This window comes from Bacillus sp. AFS098217 (assembly GCF_002551815.1).
GTDB lineage: Bacteria > Bacillota > Bacilli > Bacillales > Bacillaceae_G > Bacillus_A.
Genome location: NZ_NVPR01000097.1, coordinates 1 through 21,053, shown reverse-complemented (window position 1 = coordinate 21,053; position 21,053 = coordinate 1). Strand labels below are relative to the sequence as shown.

The window sequence follows — 21,053 nt, the reverse complement described above, 5'->3', positions numbered from 1 at the left end:
GGTAAAGTAGTTGCGGTAGGCTTACCAGTAGAAACTATGGACTTAAACATTCCACGACTTGTACTAGACGGAATTGAAGTAGTTGGTTCCCTAGTTGGTACTCGTAAGGACCTAGAAGAGGCATTTATGTTCGGTGCAGAAGGCAAAGTAGTGCCTGTTGTTCAAACTTGCCCACTAGATGAAGTACAAGGTGTATTCGAAAAAATGGAACAAGGTAAGATTCAAGGTCGTATGGTAATCGATTTTAAACAGCACAAGTGTAATTGCTAGTGTGAAAAATTTATTGTGTTTCAACTATCCTTGGTGCGATTCTCTTAGTCAATATTAAAAAGGGTGCTTCTTGGGCATGAGTCCGGTATTGAACCGGACTCATGCCTTTTCATATAGTTCTCCAACTCTTGTTTAAAATGCCCCATACTCTCAAACTTCTTTAGGTATTGTAACGCATCTAAGATTCCCTTCCCTATTTGCATACCTAATTGGAACAGAACTACTACCAGTAATAAAAAATTGAAGTTTTTTCGAGTCGGTTTTCCGTAGCTATTACACAAAAATATTGACACTCCCTAATGTGTATATTGTTTAATAATTATCTTAAGAATATTTTATTTTCTAATAAAAAGGAGGAATTTTACACAGTTCTTAAAAAGGACGTGTTTTGTTAGTAATAAAGATTTACGATGATATAAATAAATGTACTGCATACTTGTTCCTACAGTTGGAGATTATTTCAAATGTACAGATTTGAGTAATGAAAGAAGGGAATTCGTTTTGAATAAAAAACTGAAATTAGCATTTTCCGGTGGTGGATTTCGGGCTTCATTCTATGCACTAGGGGGGTATAAACGGCTAGTTGAATGTAAGTTAGACAAACATATATCCAGTATCAGTTCTGTTTCTGGAGGTAGTATCACTGCTGCAGCTATTATGCTTGCCTTATATAAAGGCGGTGAATTTCGAAATGTAATGGATTTTGAAGAGCGTGTGATTACGCCCTTAGTTAAATTAGGACAAATCGATCTTCGTACAAAATTGATTACAAATTCTTTTACAAAACAAGTCTTATCTTTGAAATCTCTTCGGGAGAAATGTAGTCATGCACTTCCAGCATTACTTGATGAATACCTTTGCGACGGAGTCCGAATGGAGGAATTACAAAACCTTCCGATTACCTGGTATTGTAATACAACTTGTTTAGATACAATGCGAATGTTTTATTTTTCAAATGATCATATGTATGGGACATATATAGGACAAACAAATCATATCGATGACATTTCCGTTTCTTATGCTGTGGCTACTTCAGCAGCTTTTCCGTTATTATTTGCTCCTATTTCTTTATCAGTAGCAGATCGAATCTTTAGCGATCCGGAAAATCGAATGCAAGGGAGTCTATTAGAAAAATATGACACCCTTTGGTTTTCAGACGGAGGTGTTTTCGATAATATTGGAACCGAACCGTTGATATTATCGGATCAGGACGGATCCGATAATACGAAACATGGCTATCCTCATCTGGCAAAGCATAGAAAAGAACCTATGAAATTTATTCCCCAAAATCCCGATGAGATATACTTGGTATTAGATGCCTCTGCAGCTGAAAAAGAGTGGAAAGAAAATGAAAAACCAACACATTTTGAATTAAATAAACGCATTTTCGATACATCGAATAGCCAAATTGTAGTATTAAGAAGAAAAATGCTGCGTAATCTAGATCCAGATACCTATCCAGGAATACAACTCATTCTTAGCAAGCCTATTCAAACTTTATTAGATTCAAACAACAACCCTTTTTATACTGACAATGTTTCCTTACCAGACTACCATTTTTATTCACCTCCTTCAGATCAAGAAAATATCGGAAAATTATTAGCGGGACTTCGTACAGATTTAGACGGTTTCCATGATAGTGAAATTCAAACATTAATACGGGCAGGTGAAATTCGAATGGACATTGCCCTGCGGATGTTACTACCAGATTATATGAAGAGTTTAAAGAACATATCAACTCCTACATTCGCATCGGAAAATATAAAACAGCTTTCCGATATACTACGGGCAGGCGGTTTTACTTTACGCTTATACGTTTAATTTCTATAACTCCATTACCATTTCATTTAATACGTTTTCTTTCAAATAAAGAAACGCTTCTTGCTCTTCTTTCGTCATACCACGAAAATCATGTATTCCATCTACTAATAGCCAACTCACATCACCTATGATATTCCGATACCGCTTCCGTTCTATCTCATTAGGTATCATCGTGAGCATTTCCTCGGCACTAGCGATTGAGAATCTACGCTTTGCCCCATCGATAAAATATACCGAAATGTAATCAATCGTTTTATTAATTTCGAAATAATATGTATCATGACCACGCTTCACTTCTGCAATATGCAATATTAACTCCTGTCCTTCTGATACAGATATTTTACACTTCACCAACTTCTTCATTTTCTTCCCTCCTCTACTATAATTCGTTGCTCTATTATATGTGAAATTTTAGCACTTGAAAGTTAACGAAATGTAAATATAGTATCAAATTCTCATTAATAATGATTAAATCTACTTTTTATGTATCGCCAAACGAAAAATAATCGAATCAATTAAATTACAAAAAACAATTATGGATACTCACAAATCTCCTTTGTCCATCTAAATAAGAACTCTGCATTTCCTTTTCAAATATCTATGTTATACACCTTACGAGTTTCATTTTGAGCGTATTGTTAAGCTTTTTGCAGAGCTTCATTAACTCTCGAAATTTTTGGCTCTGTAAATCCGCTAATATTTCATCATATAGATGACTTTCTTTTGAATAAAAATATTTTGTAGCTTCACTATATGCCGCTAAGAATACCTCATTTCTTTCAATCTCTTCAGGTTCTGACTCATAGTAAAGTTCTTTAAATTCATCGTAAGACATACTGTCCCTCCCACTCGTCTATCTAAATACATAATATTCCTTTAGACTCAAAAAATAGATTTCAAAGATTTATAGAGCATTTAATGCATAAAAAAAACATTTAGCGTATCATATATATACATAATATACTACGAAAAGGAGTCCTTCGAATGGCCTTACATAAATTCGAACGAAAAGAATTAAATAGAATTTTAAGCAATGCTGTCGGCAAAACACTTGGCGATGTTGATGTTAACAATGTATTTACTAAGACTATAACTTCACCAAAAATTACCGGCATAGCTGGAGATGTTGTTGAACAATCTATTTTAGGATATCCAGCTGACTCAGATAAAAACCCTGATCTTATTGTTGATGGCATTGATACAGAATTAAAAACTACTGGTATTCGTAACACTAAAAGAAAAAGTGATTTTATTTATGAGGCAAAAGAACCCATGTCAATCACGGCTGTTTCCCCTCAGAGCATCACGAATGAAGAATTTGAAACATCTAGCTTCTGGCATAAGTTAGAACATTTATTATTGGTTTATTACCACTACGATTCACCGGAAACGGTTCCAGCAGCTGAATATGCTAATTTTTTCATTAAAGGATATCATTTTCATGAATTCTCGGAAGAAGATAAAGAAATCCTAAAAAATGACTGGTTAATCGTCCGTGACTTTATTCAACATTTAAAAGATACATATGAAGATCCTAAAACAGAATATCCTCGAATTTCATCTGAACTGCGAAAAAATCTAATGTTAATTGATACGGCTCCAAAATACCCAAATCCTCCGCGATTCCGTTTAAAAAGAACAACCGTATCAACAATTGTACAAAAGCATTTTGGCATTGATTTTGAAGAGTTAGATGAGACATACTCAACATTTAATGAACTCGATGATGAACTACATCGTCTCACTCAAAAATATAAGGATAAAACTGTTCAAGAATTAATCGATGAATTAGATATTGATGTAAAACTCAATGCTAAAGGTGATGTTTCCAAAGGTGTCACTGAACAAATCCTAATCAAAATGTTTGGTGGAGAAGCAACAAAACTAAGTAAAATTGATTTATTCAGTAAGATTGGTATTATTCCGAAATCAGTTGTTCAAACTAAAAATGGGTCGCGTACAGAAGATATGAAGCTATTTCAAATTGATTTTGAAGAATGGACTGATTTAGATATACCGTTTGAAGAATCATTTGTGTACAGTTATTTTAATGGCCAACAATTCCTTTGCATTATGTTTGAAGAACCTTCTTCTAAAACTAAATTATTAGACAACAAATTTATTGGTTTTAAGCGTTTAGCAATCGATGAACATGTTTTAGAAAATGATATTAGAATTGTTTGGAAAGAAATACGCGATTTAGTTAATAACAATAAGCTAAAAGAAGAACCTATTCTCGATAAAAAAGGCATTCAACGAATTACTCCAAAAACAAAATTACCAATGACTGCACCTAACTTTCCAAAATCAAAAAATCATTCCTTTTTTGTACGTGGATCTGGCACAGATGCGTCAAAGAAACCATTTGAACTCAACGGCATTAGTATGTATGCTCAATATCTATGGATGAAAGGTAGTATTGTTGTTTCGATGCTAAAGAACATTGATTTTATCTAGGTCATTAAATAAGTCTTGCTTTGTCTTTTATGATAGAATTAGTATTTACTTGACATTATTAAAATAAAATTGTTGATCTTTTTATCCCAATTTTATATAATGAAAACAACGAAAGAGGGATAATAATTTATGAATAATAACTTAAACGTAGTAGAGCTTTTTGCTGGCGTTGGTGGGTTTCGTGTAGGGCTTGAAAAAGCAGATAAAGAGATTTTTGATACTGTTTGGGCAAACCAATGGGAACCGTCAAAAAAAGCGCAAGATGCTTTTGAATGCTATAACTCACATTTTCCATCAAGCACAAATTGTAATGATGATATTGGTAAAGTATCGAATAAAACATTTGAGGATATGGATATCGATTTACTAGTTGGTGGTTTCCCTTGCCAGGACTATTCGGTAGCTCGCTCATTATCAAAAGAACAAGGCATTGAAGGAAAAAAAGGGGTCCTTTTCTGGGAGATTAAACGAATTGTGGAAGTCTCACATCCTAAGTATATTCTTCTTGAAAATGTGGATCGTCTTCTTAAATCTCCTTCTAAACAACGTGGTCGCGATTTTTCCATTATGCTCGCGACTTTCCGTGACTTAGGCTATATCGTCGAATGGCGCGTCATCAACGCAGCTGAATATGGTACTGCACAGCGCCGTCGTCGTATTTTCATTTTTGCTTATGACAAATCACTTGCATTTGCAGAACGGCAATTAGAAAAAACGACTTCTGAAATTTTATTAAAAGATGGCTTTTTTGCTTCGACTTTCCCAGTAAAAGAAGAAGTATACAAAAACCGCGATGAAAAAGTCGAATTACCAAAAGATATCGTTGAAATTTCAGATAAATTTTCATTTGGCTATCATCCAGCTGGTGTCATGATTGATGGAAAGATTCATACAATCCATACGGAAGCATTGGATCCACAAGCCATTCCTTTAAAAAAAATCCTTCAAGATGAATCAGAAATAGATGAAAAATTCTATTTAACTGAAGCATCCATTGAAAAATTTGCTTATTTACGTGGGCCTAAAAAAATCGAACGCACCTCAAAAGATGGCCATAAATACGTCTTTTCAGAAGGTGGCATGTCTCCTGTAGATTCTCTTGATCTACCTGGTCGTACTATGCTAACAAGTGAAGGCACAACAAATCGTAGTTCACATATTGTAGAAGTAAATGGACGCAAACGTTTCTTAACACCTGTAGAGTGCGAACGGTTAAATGGCTTCCCAGATAATTGGACAGCGACAATGAATGACCGCATGCGCTACTTCTGTATGGGGAATGCACTTGTGACACATTTAATCGAAAAAATGGGTAAAACAATCAAAGAAATTGATGCGCAAGAAACACATAATATTGCACAAATTTCATTGAATTTATAAAAATATCTTTATTATAAAGTAGTTGCCTTATTATATTAGTATTACCCCCTCATAGTAGACAGTTGAAAGAAAGTTACTGTACTGTTTATTATGGAGGGGATTTTTATGTGAAAAATTAGAAGATATATGAAGTATTACAATAATAAACGATTCCAAAAAAATGAAACAACCTTAGTCCTGTTGAATTTCGAACTAAGGCTGCTTAATGAAAAGGCGGATACCTTTTTTAATAAAACTGCTCCATAATCTCCACAATCTCCTCCATCTCTTTGAACTTCTTTAATCCTTCTCCACATTTTTCTTCATCGGAGTTCTTTATATTTTCCAACCACGTCTTCTCTTCTATTGAAAGGTTACTTTTCACGCTTTCTATTTCCTCTAAAAGCTCTTTGATTCCCCATACCACAAATACGTATGTTTTCCCGTTTGATATTACTTCAATTTTTTTCATCAGAAGAAAAGAAATATCTCTAACAGATTGAACTGTAGGTAATAGGATACTATACATACCTTTTACTCGATTTAAAGAATGGGATTTGAAAATAAGCCGATAGTTCGTTACATACAATTTTCCATCAATAGCTTCTGTTTTTCTAAAAGGACTGCCTTTGAGTTTCTTCATGCCAAAGTCTCTAAAATTAATAATGGCATTGGCCTTTCGTTCGATAACAATCCTTTCCCCTTTGAACAAGTCGTTTTGTTCTAACTGCATAATTGTCTATCTCCCTCATTGCATCATTTGAAATACTTCTCATAATCCTCTTCATTCTATTGTAATCCTTCACTAACAAACCGAACAAAACAATTCATTTTATCTTGACTAACAAAATTTTTGAATTCCCCCTAAAAACTCTGTTGCTCACTGAAGATCATCTCCCTACATAATCCCCTTCTAATTTTGTCATAAAAGCATAATATTCTTTATTTTAGGATTGGGGAAGATTTCACATTTTGATTATATACTTCCATAATCATCTGTTTTTTTAGAATGTATGAGAAGTTATGCAAACATTGTAAAGGATGTATGCAAACATATATGATTTTTACTGATTTTTGAATTTTATGGTAATAATATAAATAAATCCAATAAAATACCATAAAATGTAACTAAAAGGAAGTGTTTACAATATGATCGTAAAACCACAAAAAGTTTTTGTTCGTGCTTGTCCTAATAATTATAAAAGGTATTTAGACATGGGGAAGATTCCAAACAACGATATGGCATTTGAAGTAGATGTTGATGAATTAACCCCTGGTTCGAATGTTAAAGTTTTGGTTGAATGCGATTATTGTCCAGATGAAAAAAAAAATACATTCCATATGAAATATTCAGATTATATAAAGAATGTGGTTAAAGCTCCAAAAGTAAAAAAAGCTGTTTGCGAAAGATGTACTCATTTAAAAGTAATTGAATCCGCTGCCATCAGATATAACAACACTGAAAAACAGAAAAAGTTGAAAAAGCGAACATTAATTGTACCCGAATTTGAATCAAAACGTGTTGAAGAATATCTACAAGAAGTTTCTCTTAAACTTATCAACAAACAAAAGGTCGAATATTTCTATGAAGAGTTTTCAGGTATTCGCAGTGCAAACACAATTTACATAATTGGGAGAAAAGATTTCAAAATTCCATTAGATGATTATTTAAATTTTCATTTGTCTAAAGCCCTTTTCGTTTTAAACCATAAAGAATATACCTGGTGCGAAATTGATTTACAAAACTCATGTTTTAAAACGGAATTTTTTTCATTGCCAATTAGTTTAGGGTACTTACAAACAATAAAGGAGGATTTATATGCTTGAACTACCCCAAAAGATAAAAGTCGAAATTCATCCAATGAATGTTAATCATTTTATTGATCTGGGATATAAACCAATTTTAAATGATTACTTTCTTGTAGACGCACAGGATCTAATGAACACTTCAACTTCTTCTGTAAAAGTAAAGTGTGATTTTTGCGACGACATTTACAACATGAAATATTGTGATTACTGGCAACATGTTTTACAAGCCAAACACCCTGAATTACAAAAGGCTGCTTGTAAAAAGTGTAAACAAAAAAAGAGTATGCTCTCACATATTTTAAATTATGGTGTTGCTTCTCCTATGGAGAGAAAAGAAGTTAGACAAAAAATTGCCAATAAGTTGTATATGAATCAATCTGTACCTTCTAGTACTCAACAACGCTACTTTTGCATGCTTTTAAAAGGAGAACACAACTTTCCTGTCGATGGTTGGAATTTGGATATTGCTTTTCCTGAATTAAATATTTATCTCGAATATGATGGAAGTGGACATGAAATTAGCCTAAAAGATAATAAGAGCAAAATTAAATTCCAAAAAAAAGAAAATAGGAGGTTCAATAATTTAAAACAAGCGGGTTGGAAGATGGTGAGAATTCTTTCCAAAAAAGACTTTTTACCCGAGAATCACGTAATCCTTAGATTTTTCGAAGAAATCAAGGAAATTTTAACACATGAAAAAATTTATTGGGTAAATCTTGATATTGATTCTTCTAAATTACTAACAGACCTGGTCGACCTTGACATAGAACTAGGTTCTTTAAGAAAAATTACCAGTATCCAATTGGTGCAACTATCAAAAATAATAAAGTCAGGTGAAAATTTATGTTAAAACGACCTCAATTCACTACTGTATTAATTCGCCCTAATAATTTAGGACATTATCTACAATTTGGTTACGAATGTAAATTGAATGAAATGATTAAAATTGATACCGAGCATTTGTCCAATAGCTCCAAAAACGAAGTATTAGTAGAGTGTGATTATTGTGGGATAGAATATTCAACTAAATTTTGTTATTATCACAAGTCAATAACACTTGGTTTAGAGAGTGGTATATTAAAGTCTTGCTGTGATACCTGCACTAAGCAACATAAGAAATTAAAAGAAGTTCTTGTAAATAAACATGGGTTTAAGCCTCTTCCTACTGTGAAATTTAAACAATTTGAAAAAGATTTAATGAATAGCATGCGGAAAACGGCAATATCAAAAATAAAATTCCATAATAATAACTCGGAATCTAACGCGTCGTATTTAGAAGTGGCTGAAAGGGTTCTAAATTTTTATAACGGAGAAAAAAGTGGCTAAAGTCGAACAAAGGAAGAAACTATTTCAAAAGATTGTTTAATAATTTCCTTTTAGACAAGCTATGAAGAAAACCTAAAAAAGGATCGATATTGATCCTTTTTTATTACTGCTATTTATTCCAACACAAATCTAGGTTTTTAAAGCAGAAATTCATCAAATTGAAATTTAAAACATGCCAAAGCTTTCCTTATCCTCAAGATGAAATAGATACCAAGGATACTTGCTCATACTTTCTCATTTAATCCGTAATGGACTTCATGTCAATAATAACTATTTGATAATCACTCTATATGATTCTGTAATACTAAGTTTTACTTGTAACTCATTACAAGCATTGGCATTAAGCATATTATACTCTTCCTTTGAATACCACTTATAAAAAACCTTATCGTACGCTTCATCGATTCAAGAGAGGATTTATTTCAAAAATGAACTAGATGTACAGAAAATACTTTTACCTTACACAATCACTTCTCTTAGCAACTCAAATTAGCTATTATAAACATGCCCAACATAAATAATGAATTAGATCAAAAGAACCATGCAGAACTTATAGCTGTGTAATCATTCTAATTCTTTAAATAGTTTAGCTAAATATATTTCATGAGAGGTATCCCGAAAAAAGGAAAAAAACACATCGTCTAGCTCTTCTTCTAAACCTTCGTTCATTTCCTCACCTTCTTCATCATATAATTCAAAGTTCGCATACTTCCATTCGCTATACCTTTCTTCAACTAAATCTTTAAAACTTACCCAATGTTTTCCGAGATTTGATACGTAAGTGGCAGTCCAACGATCAATATGAATTGTAGCTAACAGCTCATCCAATTTAGATTCAAAACAAACAGAAACATCATTTTCCCCCAATGTCTTTTCAATGTCTTTTCAATCTCTTCTAAATCCTCTTTGGTCATTTTCTTGACTTCTCCAGAATAATCATAACTTACTCTTCCATTGTACGGATTGATAAACGGTTCTTTTGTAGCTTCCCATTTAAAGGAAACTTTCTCCTCTATCACACTCATAACCATATGAGAAAGAAGCAAGTTTATTTCTTCTTCTCCCACTACAATCATCCTCTCTCATTTTTTAGGAATTTTAATCTACATGCAGTCGTTATCTATAGATATAGGTGCTAACTCAAATGATTCTGGTACCCGTGAAGTTAATTTTCATAGATGCTTGTGATACATGAGGAAGTCTTGTTGAAGTAGCTGTAATGGGTTTGTTTATAAGTTATATACATTCGGCGGATAGAGAAGTTTGTTATATTACTGTAGTCGTACAATTTATGATCATGCTTAATCCGGGTTTGATAGATTGCATATTTTTTCTTACGGCAAGATTTCCTCTCTTATCTTCTTTCTCTAATTGTACTACAATACCGCTAAAAAGGAACGTACATTCGCACACCCATTATGATCAATAAAAAGATATCGATCAGCCAACAAATTCCACAATTTCAACCAAACAAAAAATAGACTATTTCAAACTGAAATAGCCCCTCCACTTATCCAAACACACGCATCTCATCTAAAAACGCTCGCCTACTTTTATGCTGTATTTTCAGTGCTTCTAACCGTTTTTGCCATACATCTTGTTCCTGTAATTTCTTTTCATAAATATCTTTTGCTTTTTCAAAGTGTTTTACAGCTTCTCTATAACGTTTGCGATTGCCGTCTGGTATAAGCAGACAGCCTTTGTTCCAATAATATTCCATGATTTCTCTTGGATATTTATCTACAAGTTTATCTGCAAAACGGTCCAAACTTATATCAATATATCCATATGTTGTTCTGCTTGCTTTAAGCATGATTTCTAGTATCTCATTGTACATTTCATTGTCATAACAAATTTCCAAGTAATCCATCGTACTTTCTTTTTGAACAATTCCCATCATCTCTTCTTGCACTTCTGTCCAATCTTCAACTGAGAAATGCTCTTTCATTGAATTAAAATCATCATAATGTTTTTTATCGCGATAATCCGTTCGAAATGCCCTTACTAACATATTCTTTAACTCTTTATACTCATTCCTCCGTTTAAAGTATGCAAAAGCACGATCACGTATTAGGTCAATGTCTGATTGCTTATGGAAAGCCATGTCCACTACAGCTTGTATCTGATTCATTTCATCTTGTTCTGCATAATAATCAAATAGAAATGCGAATAATTCTGTTTTTCTGCCTTGTCCGTTCTCCACTCCTGCTTCAGCAACTTCAATCGCTTTATCTATCTGCTCCTGTGATATGTAATATGCTGCTAAATCCCAATAATCCATTCCATATTTTAAAGATTGTAACCGTAATTGCAAATACGCTTCTCCTTCTTGTAATTGATCTTTATAAATGCCCATGATAAGTGTTTGATTCCAATCACTAGGCACCTTTTGAAGTAACGTAATCACATGTTTCCAGTCCGAATCCGACTCACATAATTCATAGATCATATCCATTAGCACATCATCAAACCCAGAGTTTCCAATGGCATACTGCGTAAATAATTTATTGATTAGTAATCTTTTCTCTTCAGTAGGGATGGAATATTGAAATACTAAGTCTGTTATTTTCTCCAAATATTCATAAGCCTCATATTCAAGGTATTCAGGTCCACGACCATAATCGTTAAAGTCACTAATGATCTCTTCTGCCCTTTCCCAATATTCCCAAAGCAACTTGTTTGATAAAGGATCTTTCTTTTCGCTTCCTTTCTGTAATGCGTACCATTCCATTACAGCCATATCTATATCCATATACCGATCTGCCAAGTGCTTCACTAATTCAATCAATTCTTCTTTCTCTAATTCCTTACACAAATCTTGTAATGATAATTCTTTTGTCATATACTCACTTCTCCTTAACGGAAACATCTTCTTTCTTTTTCATAGCTTATATGAATCATTATAAACACTCTTCAATCATGTATAATCACTAATTAACAGATTTTCTAATCTACACCGTCTTACCCACTAGTACACTCGGTCACCATCAACCAATAAAACGATATCGACCGTTCTTTGGAATATATCGACGCTTCGGCATATAATATCGACCTTCCGACAAATTTCGTCACACAAAAAGAAAGAACGATTCTTTTAATCGTTCTTAACTGAATCCGCCATTACGTTTAAGATTAAATGATTGCGTTGTAACAACAACATTTGTTTTGCATTCAGATTTATTTGACCATCTATCACAATATCTCCTAAGTCAGCTTTTTCTAACAAACCAATAATATTTAAAAGTTTTGTTTTTCCACATTCACCATTCGTTACCGATGCGTGACCTTGCCAAAAAACTTTATAACAAAAAAAGGAGCTAAACTATATATGTTAGCTCCTTTTACTTGCAAATTATTTAATTATAAAGGAAACGATTCCTATAATTACACACAGAATTCCGCTTAATAATTGTCCTATTCCAGAAGCCTGTCCGAGAATAAATAAATTGAAAAGATTTTTTCTTGTTTGGGGTTTTCCTACGAATGCATCATCCGTTTTCATTCTATATATACCCCATAATATTAATACTACTCCAAAAACGATAAGTGCTAATTTTAAAGCCATATATTTACCTCCATCTCATTAATTTTAAATTAATGTTCGGAAGTTTATCTTAGCTTAAATACCTTTCAAATTTCTTGCGTAAATGTTACAAAAGTCTTTCGTAAATTCTTTCCCCAAAACGAAAGTTATAAATTCCCAAACATATACTGTTTAAAAGCAAAAAAGGAAGTGATCCCATGTACTACGGAACAAAAGGATGGTACGTAGCTGAACTGAAAAAGTTAGGAATTCGTTATTATGAAGGGCGAAAACTCGAGAGTTACCGAGGGCATGTTTTACGTAATTTATTAGCTGAGCAACAGGAAAAAATGAAAGATTAGTATGTTCACGAATCATAAAGCTGTTTAAAAATACGGTATGGAATTGGATTTCCATACCGTATTTCACAAAAGAGACCAAATGTTCATCTGGTCTCTCACTTATTATTTCTTTGGTTTAATATAAGGGACGATTTGTGCAGTGACCCCTACAGAGGCACCACGAATAAAATCTTGATTTTCTAAGGCTTTAAAGTTTTGTGTTTGACCAGTTAGCATTACCCCTAAAATTTTCACTTCATCAAACTGTTTATTTTTATTTACATTTAAAAACTTCTGGATTGTTTCCTCATTGCCATTTTCGTCGAATTGTTTAAGTGAATCAATAAATTCATTGTATGCCTCTTTCGGTGAGTTTGATGGATCAAATCCATAAACTTGTGCACGAACAGGTCCCTTGCTTTCATCTAAAATTGGTGATGTCATATACAACCATACGATGTTTAAATTATCGGGAATTTTCGCTTGAATTTCTTGTAATGTATAAGGTTGGTCGAAAGAAATCGCAACTTCCGCAACGTAATTTTCCATTTGTGAAATAGCCCCTAAATCATTTCGCACACCATTATGATATTTTTTAATAGACGGATTATAAAATGTTGCAACTTTATTCTTTGTTTGTTTATCATATTGATAGAATTCCGTACCGTACCAATGGGATCCCGGTATTAACTCGTTGTGATCAATATTAGTGCGAAACCAATCATACGAACTTGTGAGTGTGCTCCATTGTACTAAATAGCCATTAATATTTTTAGAACGATTCGTTACAATATTGCCTCCAAACATAGAGGTGTTACTCGTAACTTGAGAATCGATTTGAATATTAGGTTCAGCAATTTTATTATGTAGAAAGAGCCGTTCATGAAGTTTTGTAGAACCTTTCGCCGCGAAGTAATTCCCGGTTTTATAAATGACCGGTAATAGAATAATGACAACGATAATTGAAGTAATAACAATTTTTAGTAATTGTTTTCGCTTAGCTTTTTTTAAAGCATCTTTTAACGAAGTGTCCATAAATGTTTTCCTCCTATCTTTGAGTGAATGGATTTACGTGCACGAAATAATTTTTGCTTTACACTGCTTACTTTAATGTCCAACATAGCCGCAATTTCTTCATATGAAAAATCATAGTAATACTTTAAAAAGAAAACTTCTTTATATTCTTTTTTGACATCTTTTAATAAATGAAAAATCTCATCCTTATTTAAAATAGCATCAAATTCGCGGTCTGTATGTTGGAGCTTTGAATGAATTTCCTCGGTTAAGTAAATGTTCTGCTGCTCCTTTTTTCTTTTCAAGTCAATATATTCATTGAGTGCTACTCTAAAAAACCACGGACGTATATTGCTCTCTGTTAGATCATCCAACAGTGTGTACACTTTGTAAAAAGTATTTTGAATTATATCTTCAGCATCTTCTTTTTTGGCCCCTTTCACCAGTAATAGATTGAACACTTCCTCCCCTAAATTGATAAGATAGGAGGAAAGTATATTTTCTTTTTTCATCATTTGTCCTCCCTATACTTATACAACGAATAAGTAATAATAAATGTATACACTTACATGAAAAGTTTTTTGGGTGTTAACGGAGGCTATGTCCGAAATTAAATAACTTTATTATCACTGCACACAGTAACCTATTATTAATCAACTATTCGATTCCGGACTGATTATCCCCTTAAAGCAAGGGGATTTTCTTATGGAGAAAAGAAAATCGTTAAAGTGGATATTATCCAATAAGGAGTTAAATGATGGATGAATTTTGTTCCGTTATGGAACGATATACATATTATGTATGAAAGGAGATGGATTTCTGTTGTATACATATAGCTTATACGATTCTGGGGATTCTTTTAGTATCAGTAAGTCTTATCATATCAAATGTGAAATTCCTCCACACAGATTTAGGACGATTATGATGGAGTTTCGCCGTAATAAGGACGTAGGAGAAAGTATTAAAGAATTTATCGCATTCATGAAACAGGAATTTGGTGAAGAATTTGAACTGTTTGAGTATGACGATGTTGTACAGTACGATGCCGACCAGGAGAATAGCATGATACTAGCAAACCTGCTGAATCAGGCAGATAAACATGTATGACAAAAAGAAGGAATATACATTGTTGATTCTAAAGAAGTAGTTAGCAGTAATTTGAGGTGAAGATGATTGTGATATTGCATTCCATAAAAAAGAATGTTACCCTAAAATTAGAATTATGAGAGGACTGATGGATGAATAATGATTAACTAATCTATATTTTAATTTGAAATTAATAACTTCAAACTACAAAATATAAGGGTTAGTCTATCCATTTTTATAAATCAGTTCATACTTTATTTGTCATGATTCCCATGATTAATAAGAACTTATTAAGTATAAGTGAACTACTAATCCTTCCGATTACAAATTGGGGGGATTTTTTTATTCTCTTAATAGGTAAGTTGATATTTATTAATCGGTAACTGTAACCTAACAAATAAAGGAGAGAGAAAAATGAGTAATTCAGACACTATTGTTACACATGTAATGCTCTATATAAGTCGTTAATATCCATCAAACTTATATAGAGGAATTAAAAAATTGATGGATATTCCGACTTTATATGAAAGGTTTTGATATATAAAGGAGGAATTATTATGTCAATGATAAAAGTTCAAGACTTAACTTTTTCATACCCAAGCAGCTTTGATAATATTTTTGAAGGTGTAAACTTTCAAATCGATACGGATTGGAAACTAGGGTTTATTGGTAGAAACGGACGAGGTAAAACGACATTCTTTAATTTATTATTAGGTAATTATGAGTATAGTGGAAAAATCACTTCTTCGGTGGAATTTAATTATTTCCCTTACCCAGTTTCGGATAAGAACAAGTTCACTTATGAAATTCTTGAAGAAATTTGTCCCCAAGCAGAAGATTGGGAATTTCTGCGTGAAATATCCTATTTAAATGTTGATGCCGAGGCCATGTATCGACCATTTAAAACATTATCAAATGGAGAACAAACAAAGGTGTTGCTTGCTGCACTGTTTTTGAATGAAGGTCAGTTTCTATTAATTGATGAGCCAACAAATCATCTAGACACTGATGCACGAAAGATGGTCTCTGATTATCTAAGGAAGAAAAAAGGGTTTATTTTGATTTCACATGACAGAATCTTTTTAGATGGATGCGTTGACCATATCTTATCTATAAATAGAGCAAATATTGAAGTTCAAAGTGGTAACTATTCTTCTTGGAAGTTAAATTTTGATAGACAGCAGGAACACGAAGAGGCTACAAATGAGCGTCTACAAAAAGACATTGGGAGATTAAAACAGTCTTCAAAGCGTTCAGCAAGTTGGTCTCATCAAGTGGAAGCTTCCAAAAATGGAACAAGGAATTCAGGATCTAAGTTAGATAAGGGTTTTGTAGGACATAAGGCGGCCAAGATGATGAAGAAAGCGAAGAACCTTGAATCAAGGCAACAAAAAGCTATTGAAGAAAAGTCAAAATTACTAAAAAATGTGGAGAAAACTGAGTCATTAAAGTTAGAACAATTGAAGTTTCAGTCAAATGAATTGGTTGTTTTAGCTGATGTGTCTGTTAAGTATGATGACCAAATAGTAAATGAACCAATTCGTTTCATAGTTGAACAAGGGGACCGAATTGTACTTGATGGAAAGAATGGAAGCGGGAAAAGTAGTATCCTAAAACTAATTCTAGGACATCCAATACAGCATACAGGCTCAGTTAATTTAGGCTCAGGACTCATCATTTCCTATGTCCAACAAGATACTTCTCATTTGAAGGGATCGTTATCGGGCTTTATTGAAGAGCACGAGATTGATGAGACGTTATTTAAATCCATCCTACGTAAGATGGATTTTGACCGAATTCAATTTGAGAAAGATATATCTCATTATTCTGGTGGACAAAAGAAAAAGCTGCTTATCGCTAAAAGTTTATGTGAAAAAGCTCATTTATATATATGGGATGAACCATTAAATTTTATTGATATTTATTCGCGTATGCAGATTGAAGAGCTTATTCAACAATTTAATCCCACAATGGTTATTGTTGAGCATGATAAGGCATTCCAACAAACAGTTGCAACAAAAACTATATCTATATAGTTCAAAACGAATGATTGAAGATATAATCAGTAATCAAGTCATTAAACTATACGCTTTAATGGAGTGATGAAAAAAGCCTAATTTCTCTATGAACTGTACCCCGAATCGTGGACACTTAAAAAAAGTCCATGATTCGGGGTTTTTGTGTGTTTTCACACCCATTCCTCGTTATAATGGAAACAATGATAAAAGTGAGGTACGGGAAATGAGTAAAATTATTTTTAATGAAGTACAAATGAAACAACTAGAGAAAAATGACAATATCGTGAAGGTATCAGAACGTTCTATTACCTATTGTGCTGATTTTAAAATAAAAGCTGTGAAAGAAAATCAAAGCGGAAAAGGTCCGAATCAAATCTTCCTAGAGAATGGGTTCGATCTAGAAATCATTGGTGAAAGAAAACCAAATTACTGTTTGAAACGTTGGAGAAAAACGTATGAACGATTTGGTGAGGAAGGATTCTATACAGAACGACGCGGAAAAGGAAGTGCTGGACGCCCTTCTTCAAAACAGCTATCTTCTGATGACAAGCTAAAGAAAGCAGAAGCACGCATTGCTTTTCTAGAAGCGGAACTGGCATTCTTAAAAAAGTTAGACGAACTCGAAAGGCAGGCGTTACAGAAGAAACGTTAACACCATGTGAAAAATATACACTCATTGAACAAACGATTCGTCGCTTCCAATTTCCACGTATGATACGTTATTTTTGCAATCTCGCTGGTGTAAGTCGAAGTGGTTATTACACTTGGCTTCGTAAGATTGATACACGTATCCAAAAAGAAGTACGTGACGAGAAAGATCATGAATTGATCCAAGAAATCTTCAACCGTAAAAAGAAAAAATGTGGTGCACGATTTATCAAAATGGCGTTAGAAAATACAAAAGGAATTACAATGAATTTAAAGCGTATCTTTCGGATTATGCGTAAATACAATCTTGTGACAACGATTCGGCGTGCAAATCCATACAAACAAATCGCAAAAGCAACGCAAGAACACAAAACTTGTCCTAACTTATCACAACGTCAATTTAACCAAGAAGAGCCGGAGAAAAGTATGTTAACTGATATTACATATTTATTTTATGGAAAAGGAAAGAAAGCTTATTTATCTTGTGTAAAAGATAGTACAACACGAGAGATTTTAGCTTATCATGTTTCCCCTTCTTTACAGATGGATATTGTCTATCAAACATTAGATAAATTAAAAGATAGATTAGGAGATACCATTCATCCTGAAGCACTTTTGCATTCTGATCAGGGTATCCACTATACGCATCCAGAATTTCAGCGCCGTGTAAAGAAGATGGGAATTAAACAATCTATGTCACGTAGAGGAAACTGCCTAGATAACGCTCCAATGGAATCCTTTTTTGGTCATATGAAAGATGAATTAGACTATAAGTGTTGTCAAACGTTCCAATTTCTTAGGCAGGTAATCGATGATTATATGCAAGATTATAATTATGATCGTTATCAATGGACACTCCAAAAAATGGCTCCGATACAATATCGGAACCATCTTTTAAGTGCTTAATTTTTAAAGGCCTTTTTATTAAACTGTCCATTTTATAGGGTACAGTTCACTTTGCCAGTAACCAACGATACAGACAAGTATCAGTGTCATAGCAATGATTGCTGGCGGCATGCGGCGCCCCTTGAATAATTTATCTGATAGATAACCAGCCAGGAGAGTAGAAGGAATAGCTGCCCATTCAAAGAATAAAAAGGCAACACTCATCTCTTCTTTAGTGAAATGTTTCACATGTAATAAATAAATAGGTAACCAGCTTATAATGCCGAAACGAACCATGTAAACGAAAACATCTACGAAGGAAACGAACCATGCATTTTTGTTAAATAAAACATAATTCTTGAAAATTTGCCAAGCACTCATGTCTGTTGGCGATTTTGAATCAGCACTTTGTTTTGTCTTCGAATCGGATTCGTCTTTGACGATTTCGTTTAGCGGAGGTAATCCCTCACCTACTGGTGAGCCTTTAATAAGAGTTAGTATTACTAGAGCAATAACAATGGCTATAGCAGCAGGAACTTGGTAGCTTGCCGCTTGCCAGTGATTGGAGCCTAACATAGCAAAACTCATACCAACGATAGGTGCTACGATACCCCCGCCTATATTGTGAGAAATATTCCATATGGCACCGACAGTTCCCCTCTCCTTACGAGGAAACCAGTTTGCAATAGTAATAAAGCTAGGCCCAACTCCCATCCCTTGAAAGAACCCATTGAAAACAACGAGAATTGCAAACATCCAAAATGCCGTGCTGAATCCCATCATAATATTGACCAAAGCACACAGAAGCAAACCAAGTGCCATATAACTTTTAGGATTAGCTTTGTCTGCTAAACTACTCATCAAACCCTTACTAACTCCATAAGCGATAAGCATGCAACTGCTTAATAAGCCTACTTCTGTAGCACTAAGATTGAGTTGTTCCTTCAAATAAGGAGTAGATAAGGCAAAATTGTTACGTACTATATAGTAAGCTATGTAACCTAAGAACACCCCTAATAAAGATTGTAGCCGGAAAAGCTTATAGGTTTTTTGAACCTGATCTGGTGCTATTTTTGTAGTAGCGATTTTAGGTTTCAAAAATGAGAACATACTATCTACCTCGATTCTTTACTTTGATTTACAGAAAAAACTTAGATTAGCATGAAATTTAGTATATAAATAGAATGCCAATTTGGTGGAGACGTTTTCAAAAATACTTGTGTTATATCATACCTCCTTTGTTACATTATCTTATATGCCAATTCGTTAAACTATCAGTAAATATCTGATTTTATGTAGGATAAAATAGTAGAGTCTGTCAGAATTTATCTTACAAGCAATATTCATGGCTATATAAATCTGTTTTCATTTTTCAGCATATAAGTCGTTTGTATGCAGAACAAAATATACTCCATACTCGCTTTCTCTCTTTGTTTTCTCCTTATATGCTGCAAGAAAAGCCCCTACCCTCTTCTGTGCCTGTACGGATACTCCATTCCTAAAAAGAAAGCGAACGTTTTTTATTTGTATCTACCTACTTTCTGTCACAACTCTGACACGAAAAGTAGGATTGTATACTCTCTTCCATAGATTCCGCGGATCGTTTTGAAGTAATATAAATATAAACTTCAAAAATCCTGAATCAAGCAGGATTTAATTAGGGGATTTTCACATAATGCATACAGTGAAACTTCCATAAGAGGGAGATCTTCATCTCACACTTATGGAAAGCTCTCACCAATCCCCACCTGTCTTCTTTGATTCTCTCTCAATATTGAGATGGGGAGCCTAGGAATACAGGGATAAATTCCTTGCCTGTAAGAATGGAGGAAAGTATGACAAATTGGTTGAGGCTTTTTTTAATATTGTTTATTACTTTACTTGTAGTAGAATGTCAGCATGAGCGTTCAAGCCCTCAAATTGTTTTCTCCGAATCTGACACCACGCCTATTCGTTCACAAGATGACAAGCCCTCTCCTGTACGAATCGCGATTTCAAGTGTGTTATCAAAGGCTGATACAATTATGTACTATAGGAAAATCGCTAACTATATTGGAGAGAAGCTCCATAGACCTGTAATTCTCATTCAGCGCAAGAGTTATAATGAGATTAGTATGTTGATGATGAATGGCGGTGCTGATATAGCCATACTTTCAACAGGAGCATATATTACCTACAGACACGTTGAAGGACTGGAAGCCATTGCCATGCAAGAGAGAATGGGAGTTCCCTATTATTATGGTTATGTTGTCGTACACCCATGCCCATCAACTTAAGAATTTTATAACACCCCAAAAACAAGAAATAATCTATTTACAGTAATTTATGAGGATTAAACATTCTTCTATCACATAATAATTAACTCTTGAAAATTGATAAAAAATTTAATGCACGGTTATATCAATATGCTGTTGTAAAGATTAAAGGCGTGATATTAACTAAATATTTATAAATCTTAATTTTGTGATATAATAAGTTTAGAGTGAAAAAATACAG

General features: G+C 33.5%; 19 protein-coding genes and 3 pseudogenes. 12 read left to right on the top strand and 10 right to left on the bottom strand.

Annotated elements, in window-relative coordinates; genetic code table 11:
* Both COO03_RS22405 and COO03_RS22395 read left to right on the top strand, forming a co-directional pair.
* The coding region (locus COO03_RS22405; RefSeq protein ID WP_141523462.1) for a zinc-binding dehydrogenase at positions 1–270 on the top strand (270 nt) is incomplete at its 5' end.
* Between the two features lie 501 nt (positions 271–771).
* Positions 772–2,091 (top strand): patatin-like phospholipase family protein, encoded by a 1,320-nt coding sequence (locus tag COO03_RS22395; protein ID WP_097899246.1) that lies wholly within the window; start codon positions 772–774, stop codon positions 2,089–2,091.
* A gap of 3 nt (positions 2,092–2,094) precedes the next feature.
* Here COO03_RS22395 and COO03_RS22390 read toward each other — a convergent pair whose 3' ends face one another.
* Both COO03_RS22390 and COO03_RS22385 read right to left on the bottom strand, forming a co-directional pair.
* Complete coding sequence (locus COO03_RS22390; RefSeq protein WP_176524472.1) at positions 2,095–2,454, bottom strand: hypothetical protein; 360 nt, start codon at positions 2,452–2,454, stop codon at positions 2,095–2,097.
* A 235-nt stretch (positions 2,455–2,689) separates the two neighbouring features.
* Entirely contained in the window at positions 2,690–2,926 is a 237-nt protein-coding gene (locus COO03_RS22385; protein ID WP_097899245.1) for a hypothetical protein, read from the bottom strand.
* 149 nt (positions 2,927–3,075) lie between these two features.
* Between COO03_RS22385 and COO03_RS22380 the strand changes: the two genes are divergently transcribed.
* Positions 3,076–4,548, top strand: coding sequence for a MutH/Sau3AI family endonuclease (locus COO03_RS22380; protein WP_097899244.1), 1,473 nt, complete (start codon positions 3,076–3,078; stop codon positions 4,546–4,548).
* 129 nt (positions 4,549–4,677) lie between these two features.
* The gene (dcm, locus tag COO03_RS22375; protein ID WP_097899243.1) at positions 4,678–5,928 is read left to right on the top strand and encodes a DNA (cytosine-5-)-methyltransferase; all 1,251 of its coding nucleotides are present in this window, start codon (positions 4,678–4,680) and stop codon (positions 5,926–5,928) included.
* 226 nt (positions 5,929–6,154) lie between these two features.
* Here dcm and COO03_RS27825 read toward each other — a convergent pair whose 3' ends face one another.
* Positions 6,155–6,640, bottom strand: coding sequence for a GRAM domain-containing protein (locus COO03_RS27825; RefSeq protein ID WP_230322535.1), 486 nt, complete (start codon positions 6,638–6,640; stop codon positions 6,155–6,157).
* Positions 6,641–7,056: 416 nt separating this feature from the next.
* Between COO03_RS27825 and COO03_RS22365 the strand changes: the two genes are divergently transcribed.
* From COO03_RS22365 to COO03_RS22355, 3 genes are read left to right on the top strand one after another with little or no spacing between them, the layout of a single operon-like run.
* On the top strand, positions 7,057–7,734 hold the full coding sequence (locus tag COO03_RS22365) for a hypothetical protein (protein WP_097899242.1): 678 nt from the start codon (positions 7,057–7,059) through the stop codon (positions 7,732–7,734).
* Entirely contained in the window at positions 7,727–8,566 is an 840-nt protein-coding gene (locus COO03_RS22360) for a hypothetical protein (RefSeq protein WP_097899241.1), read from the top strand. The genes COO03_RS22365 and COO03_RS22360 overlap by 8 nt, the downstream gene beginning before the upstream one ends.
* The gene (locus COO03_RS22355) at positions 8,560–9,042 is read left to right on the top strand and encodes a hypothetical protein (protein ID WP_097899240.1); all 483 of its coding nucleotides are present in this window, start codon (positions 8,560–8,562) and stop codon (positions 9,040–9,042) included. The genes COO03_RS22360 and COO03_RS22355 overlap by 7 nt, the downstream gene beginning before the upstream one ends.
* Before the next feature lie 564 nt (positions 9,043–9,606).
* Here the strand turns inward: COO03_RS22355 and COO03_RS27820 are convergent.
* The 4 genes from COO03_RS27820 to COO03_RS22335 all read right to left on the bottom strand — a co-directional run bounded on the left by COO03_RS27820 (position 9,607) and on the right by COO03_RS22335 (position 12,607).
* Positions 9,607–9,870 carry a hypothetical protein gene (locus tag COO03_RS27820; RefSeq protein WP_255257307.1) on the bottom strand — a complete coding sequence of 88 codons (264 nt, stop codon included), beginning with the start codon at positions 9,868–9,870 and terminating at the stop codon, positions 9,607–9,609.
* Positions 9,855–10,109, bottom strand: coding sequence for a hypothetical protein (locus COO03_RS27815; RefSeq protein ID WP_230322533.1), 255 nt, complete (start codon positions 10,107–10,109; stop codon positions 9,855–9,857). Before COO03_RS27815 ends, COO03_RS27820 begins: the two co-directional genes overlap by 16 nt.
* A 443-nt stretch (positions 10,110–10,552) precedes the next feature.
* A complete protein-coding gene (locus tag COO03_RS22345) occupies positions 10,553–11,884 on the bottom strand; it encodes a hypothetical protein (protein WP_097899239.1) in 1,332 nt (443 codons plus the stop codon).
* A 510-nt stretch (positions 11,885–12,394) separates the two neighbouring features.
* Positions 12,395–12,607: a hypothetical protein gene (locus COO03_RS22335; RefSeq protein WP_097899238.1), complete on the bottom strand. Its 213-nt coding sequence runs from the start codon at positions 12,605–12,607 to the stop codon at positions 12,395–12,397.
* An 82-nt stretch (positions 12,608–12,689) separates the two neighbouring features.
* Between COO03_RS22335 and COO03_RS22330 the strand changes: the two are divergent.
* Positions 12,690–12,927, top strand: a pseudogene (locus tag COO03_RS22330) (YflJ family protein).
* A gap of 102 nt (positions 12,928–13,029) precedes the next feature.
* Here COO03_RS22330 and COO03_RS22325 read toward each other — a convergent pair.
* The gene (locus COO03_RS22325; RefSeq protein ID WP_097899236.1) at positions 13,030–13,941 is read right to left on the bottom strand and encodes a sigma factor regulator N-terminal domain-containing protein; all 912 of its coding nucleotides are present in this window, start codon (positions 13,939–13,941) and stop codon (positions 13,030–13,032) included.
* Positions 13,926–14,432 carry an RNA polymerase sigma factor gene (locus tag COO03_RS22320; RefSeq protein WP_097899235.1) on the bottom strand — a complete coding sequence of 169 codons (507 nt, stop codon included), beginning with the start codon at positions 14,430–14,432 and terminating at the stop codon, positions 13,926–13,928. The genes COO03_RS22325 and COO03_RS22320 overlap by 16 nt, the downstream gene beginning before the upstream one ends.
* A 409-nt stretch (positions 14,433–14,841) precedes the next feature.
* Here COO03_RS22320 and COO03_RS22315 point away from each other — a divergent pair, with 409 nt between their 5' ends.
* The 3 genes from COO03_RS22315 (at position 14,842) to COO03_RS22305 (ending at position 18,578) form a co-directional block, all read left to right on the top strand.
* Positions 14,842–15,027, top strand: coding sequence for a hypothetical protein (locus COO03_RS22315; RefSeq protein ID WP_141523461.1), 186 nt, complete (start codon positions 14,842–14,844; stop codon positions 15,025–15,027).
* Between the two features lie 536 nt (positions 15,028–15,563).
* Entirely contained in the window at positions 15,564–17,042 is a 1,479-nt protein-coding gene (locus COO03_RS22310; protein ID WP_097899233.1) for an Lsa family ABC-F type ribosomal protection protein, read from the top strand.
* 205 nt (positions 17,043–17,247) lie between these two features.
* Positions 17,248–18,578, top strand: a protein-coding gene (locus COO03_RS22305; RefSeq protein ID WP_097899232.1) for an IS3 family transposase whose coding sequence is annotated in 2 segments (ribosomal slippage) — positions 17,248–17,620 and positions 17,620–18,578 — 1,332 coding nt in all. Because the reading frame shifts where the segments join, the coding sequence is not laid out codon by codon here.
* A 48-nt stretch (positions 18,579–18,626) separates the two neighbouring features.
* Here COO03_RS22305 and COO03_RS22300 read toward each other — a convergent pair.
* A pseudogene (locus tag COO03_RS22300) lies at positions 18,627–19,667 on the bottom strand (MFS transporter); the annotation flags it as partial.
* A 725-nt stretch (positions 19,668–20,392) separates the two neighbouring features.
* Here COO03_RS22300 and COO03_RS22295 point away from each other — a divergent pair.
* A pseudogene (locus COO03_RS22295) lies at positions 20,393–20,815 on the top strand (PhnD/SsuA/transferrin family substrate-binding protein); the annotation flags it as partial.
* Positions 20,816–21,053: the final 238 nt, after the last annotated feature.

Coding starts and splice junctions, on each gene's coding strand:
- dcm (WP_097899243.1), top strand. CDS start 4,678: ATGAATAATAACTTAAACGTAGTAGAGCTTTTTGCTGGCGTTGGTGGG.
- COO03_RS22390 (WP_176524472.1), bottom strand. CDS start 2,454: ATGAAGAAGTTGGTGAAGTGTAAAATATCTGTATCAGAAGGACAGGAG.
- COO03_RS22360 (WP_097899241.1), top strand. CDS start 7,727: ATGCTTGAACTACCCCAAAAGATAAAAGTCGAAATTCATCCAATGAAT.
- COO03_RS22345 (WP_097899239.1), bottom strand. CDS start 11,884: ATGACAAAAGAATTATCATTACAAGATTTGTGTAAGGAATTAGAGAAA.
- COO03_RS22320 (WP_097899235.1), bottom strand. CDS start 14,432: ATGAAAAAAGAAAATATACTTTCCTCCTATCTTATCAATTTAGGGGAG.
- COO03_RS22365 (WP_097899242.1), top strand. CDS start 7,057: ATGATCGTAAAACCACAAAAAGTTTTTGTTCGTGCTTGTCCTAATAAT.
- COO03_RS22355 (WP_097899240.1), top strand. CDS start 8,560: ATGTTAAAACGACCTCAATTCACTACTGTATTAATTCGCCCTAATAAT.
- COO03_RS22385 (WP_097899245.1), bottom strand. CDS start 2,926: ATGTCTTACGATGAATTTAAAGAACTTTACTATGAGTCAGAACCTGAA.
- COO03_RS22380 (WP_097899244.1), top strand. CDS start 3,076: ATGGCCTTACATAAATTCGAACGAAAAGAATTAAATAGAATTTTAAGC.
- COO03_RS22325 (WP_097899236.1), bottom strand. CDS start 13,941: ATGGACACTTCGTTAAAAGATGCTTTAAAAAAAGCTAAGCGAAAACAA.
- COO03_RS22335 (WP_097899238.1), bottom strand. CDS start 12,607: ATGGCTTTAAAATTAGCACTTATCGTTTTTGGAGTAGTATTAATATTA.
- COO03_RS27825 (WP_230322535.1), bottom strand. CDS start 6,640: ATGCAGTTAGAACAAAACGACTTGTTCAAAGGGGAAAGGATTGTTATC.
- COO03_RS22310 (WP_097899233.1), top strand. CDS start 15,564: ATGTCAATGATAAAAGTTCAAGACTTAACTTTTTCATACCCAAGCAGC.
- COO03_RS22315 (WP_141523461.1), top strand. CDS start 14,842: ATGATGGAGTTTCGCCGTAATAAGGACGTAGGAGAAAGTATTAAAGAA.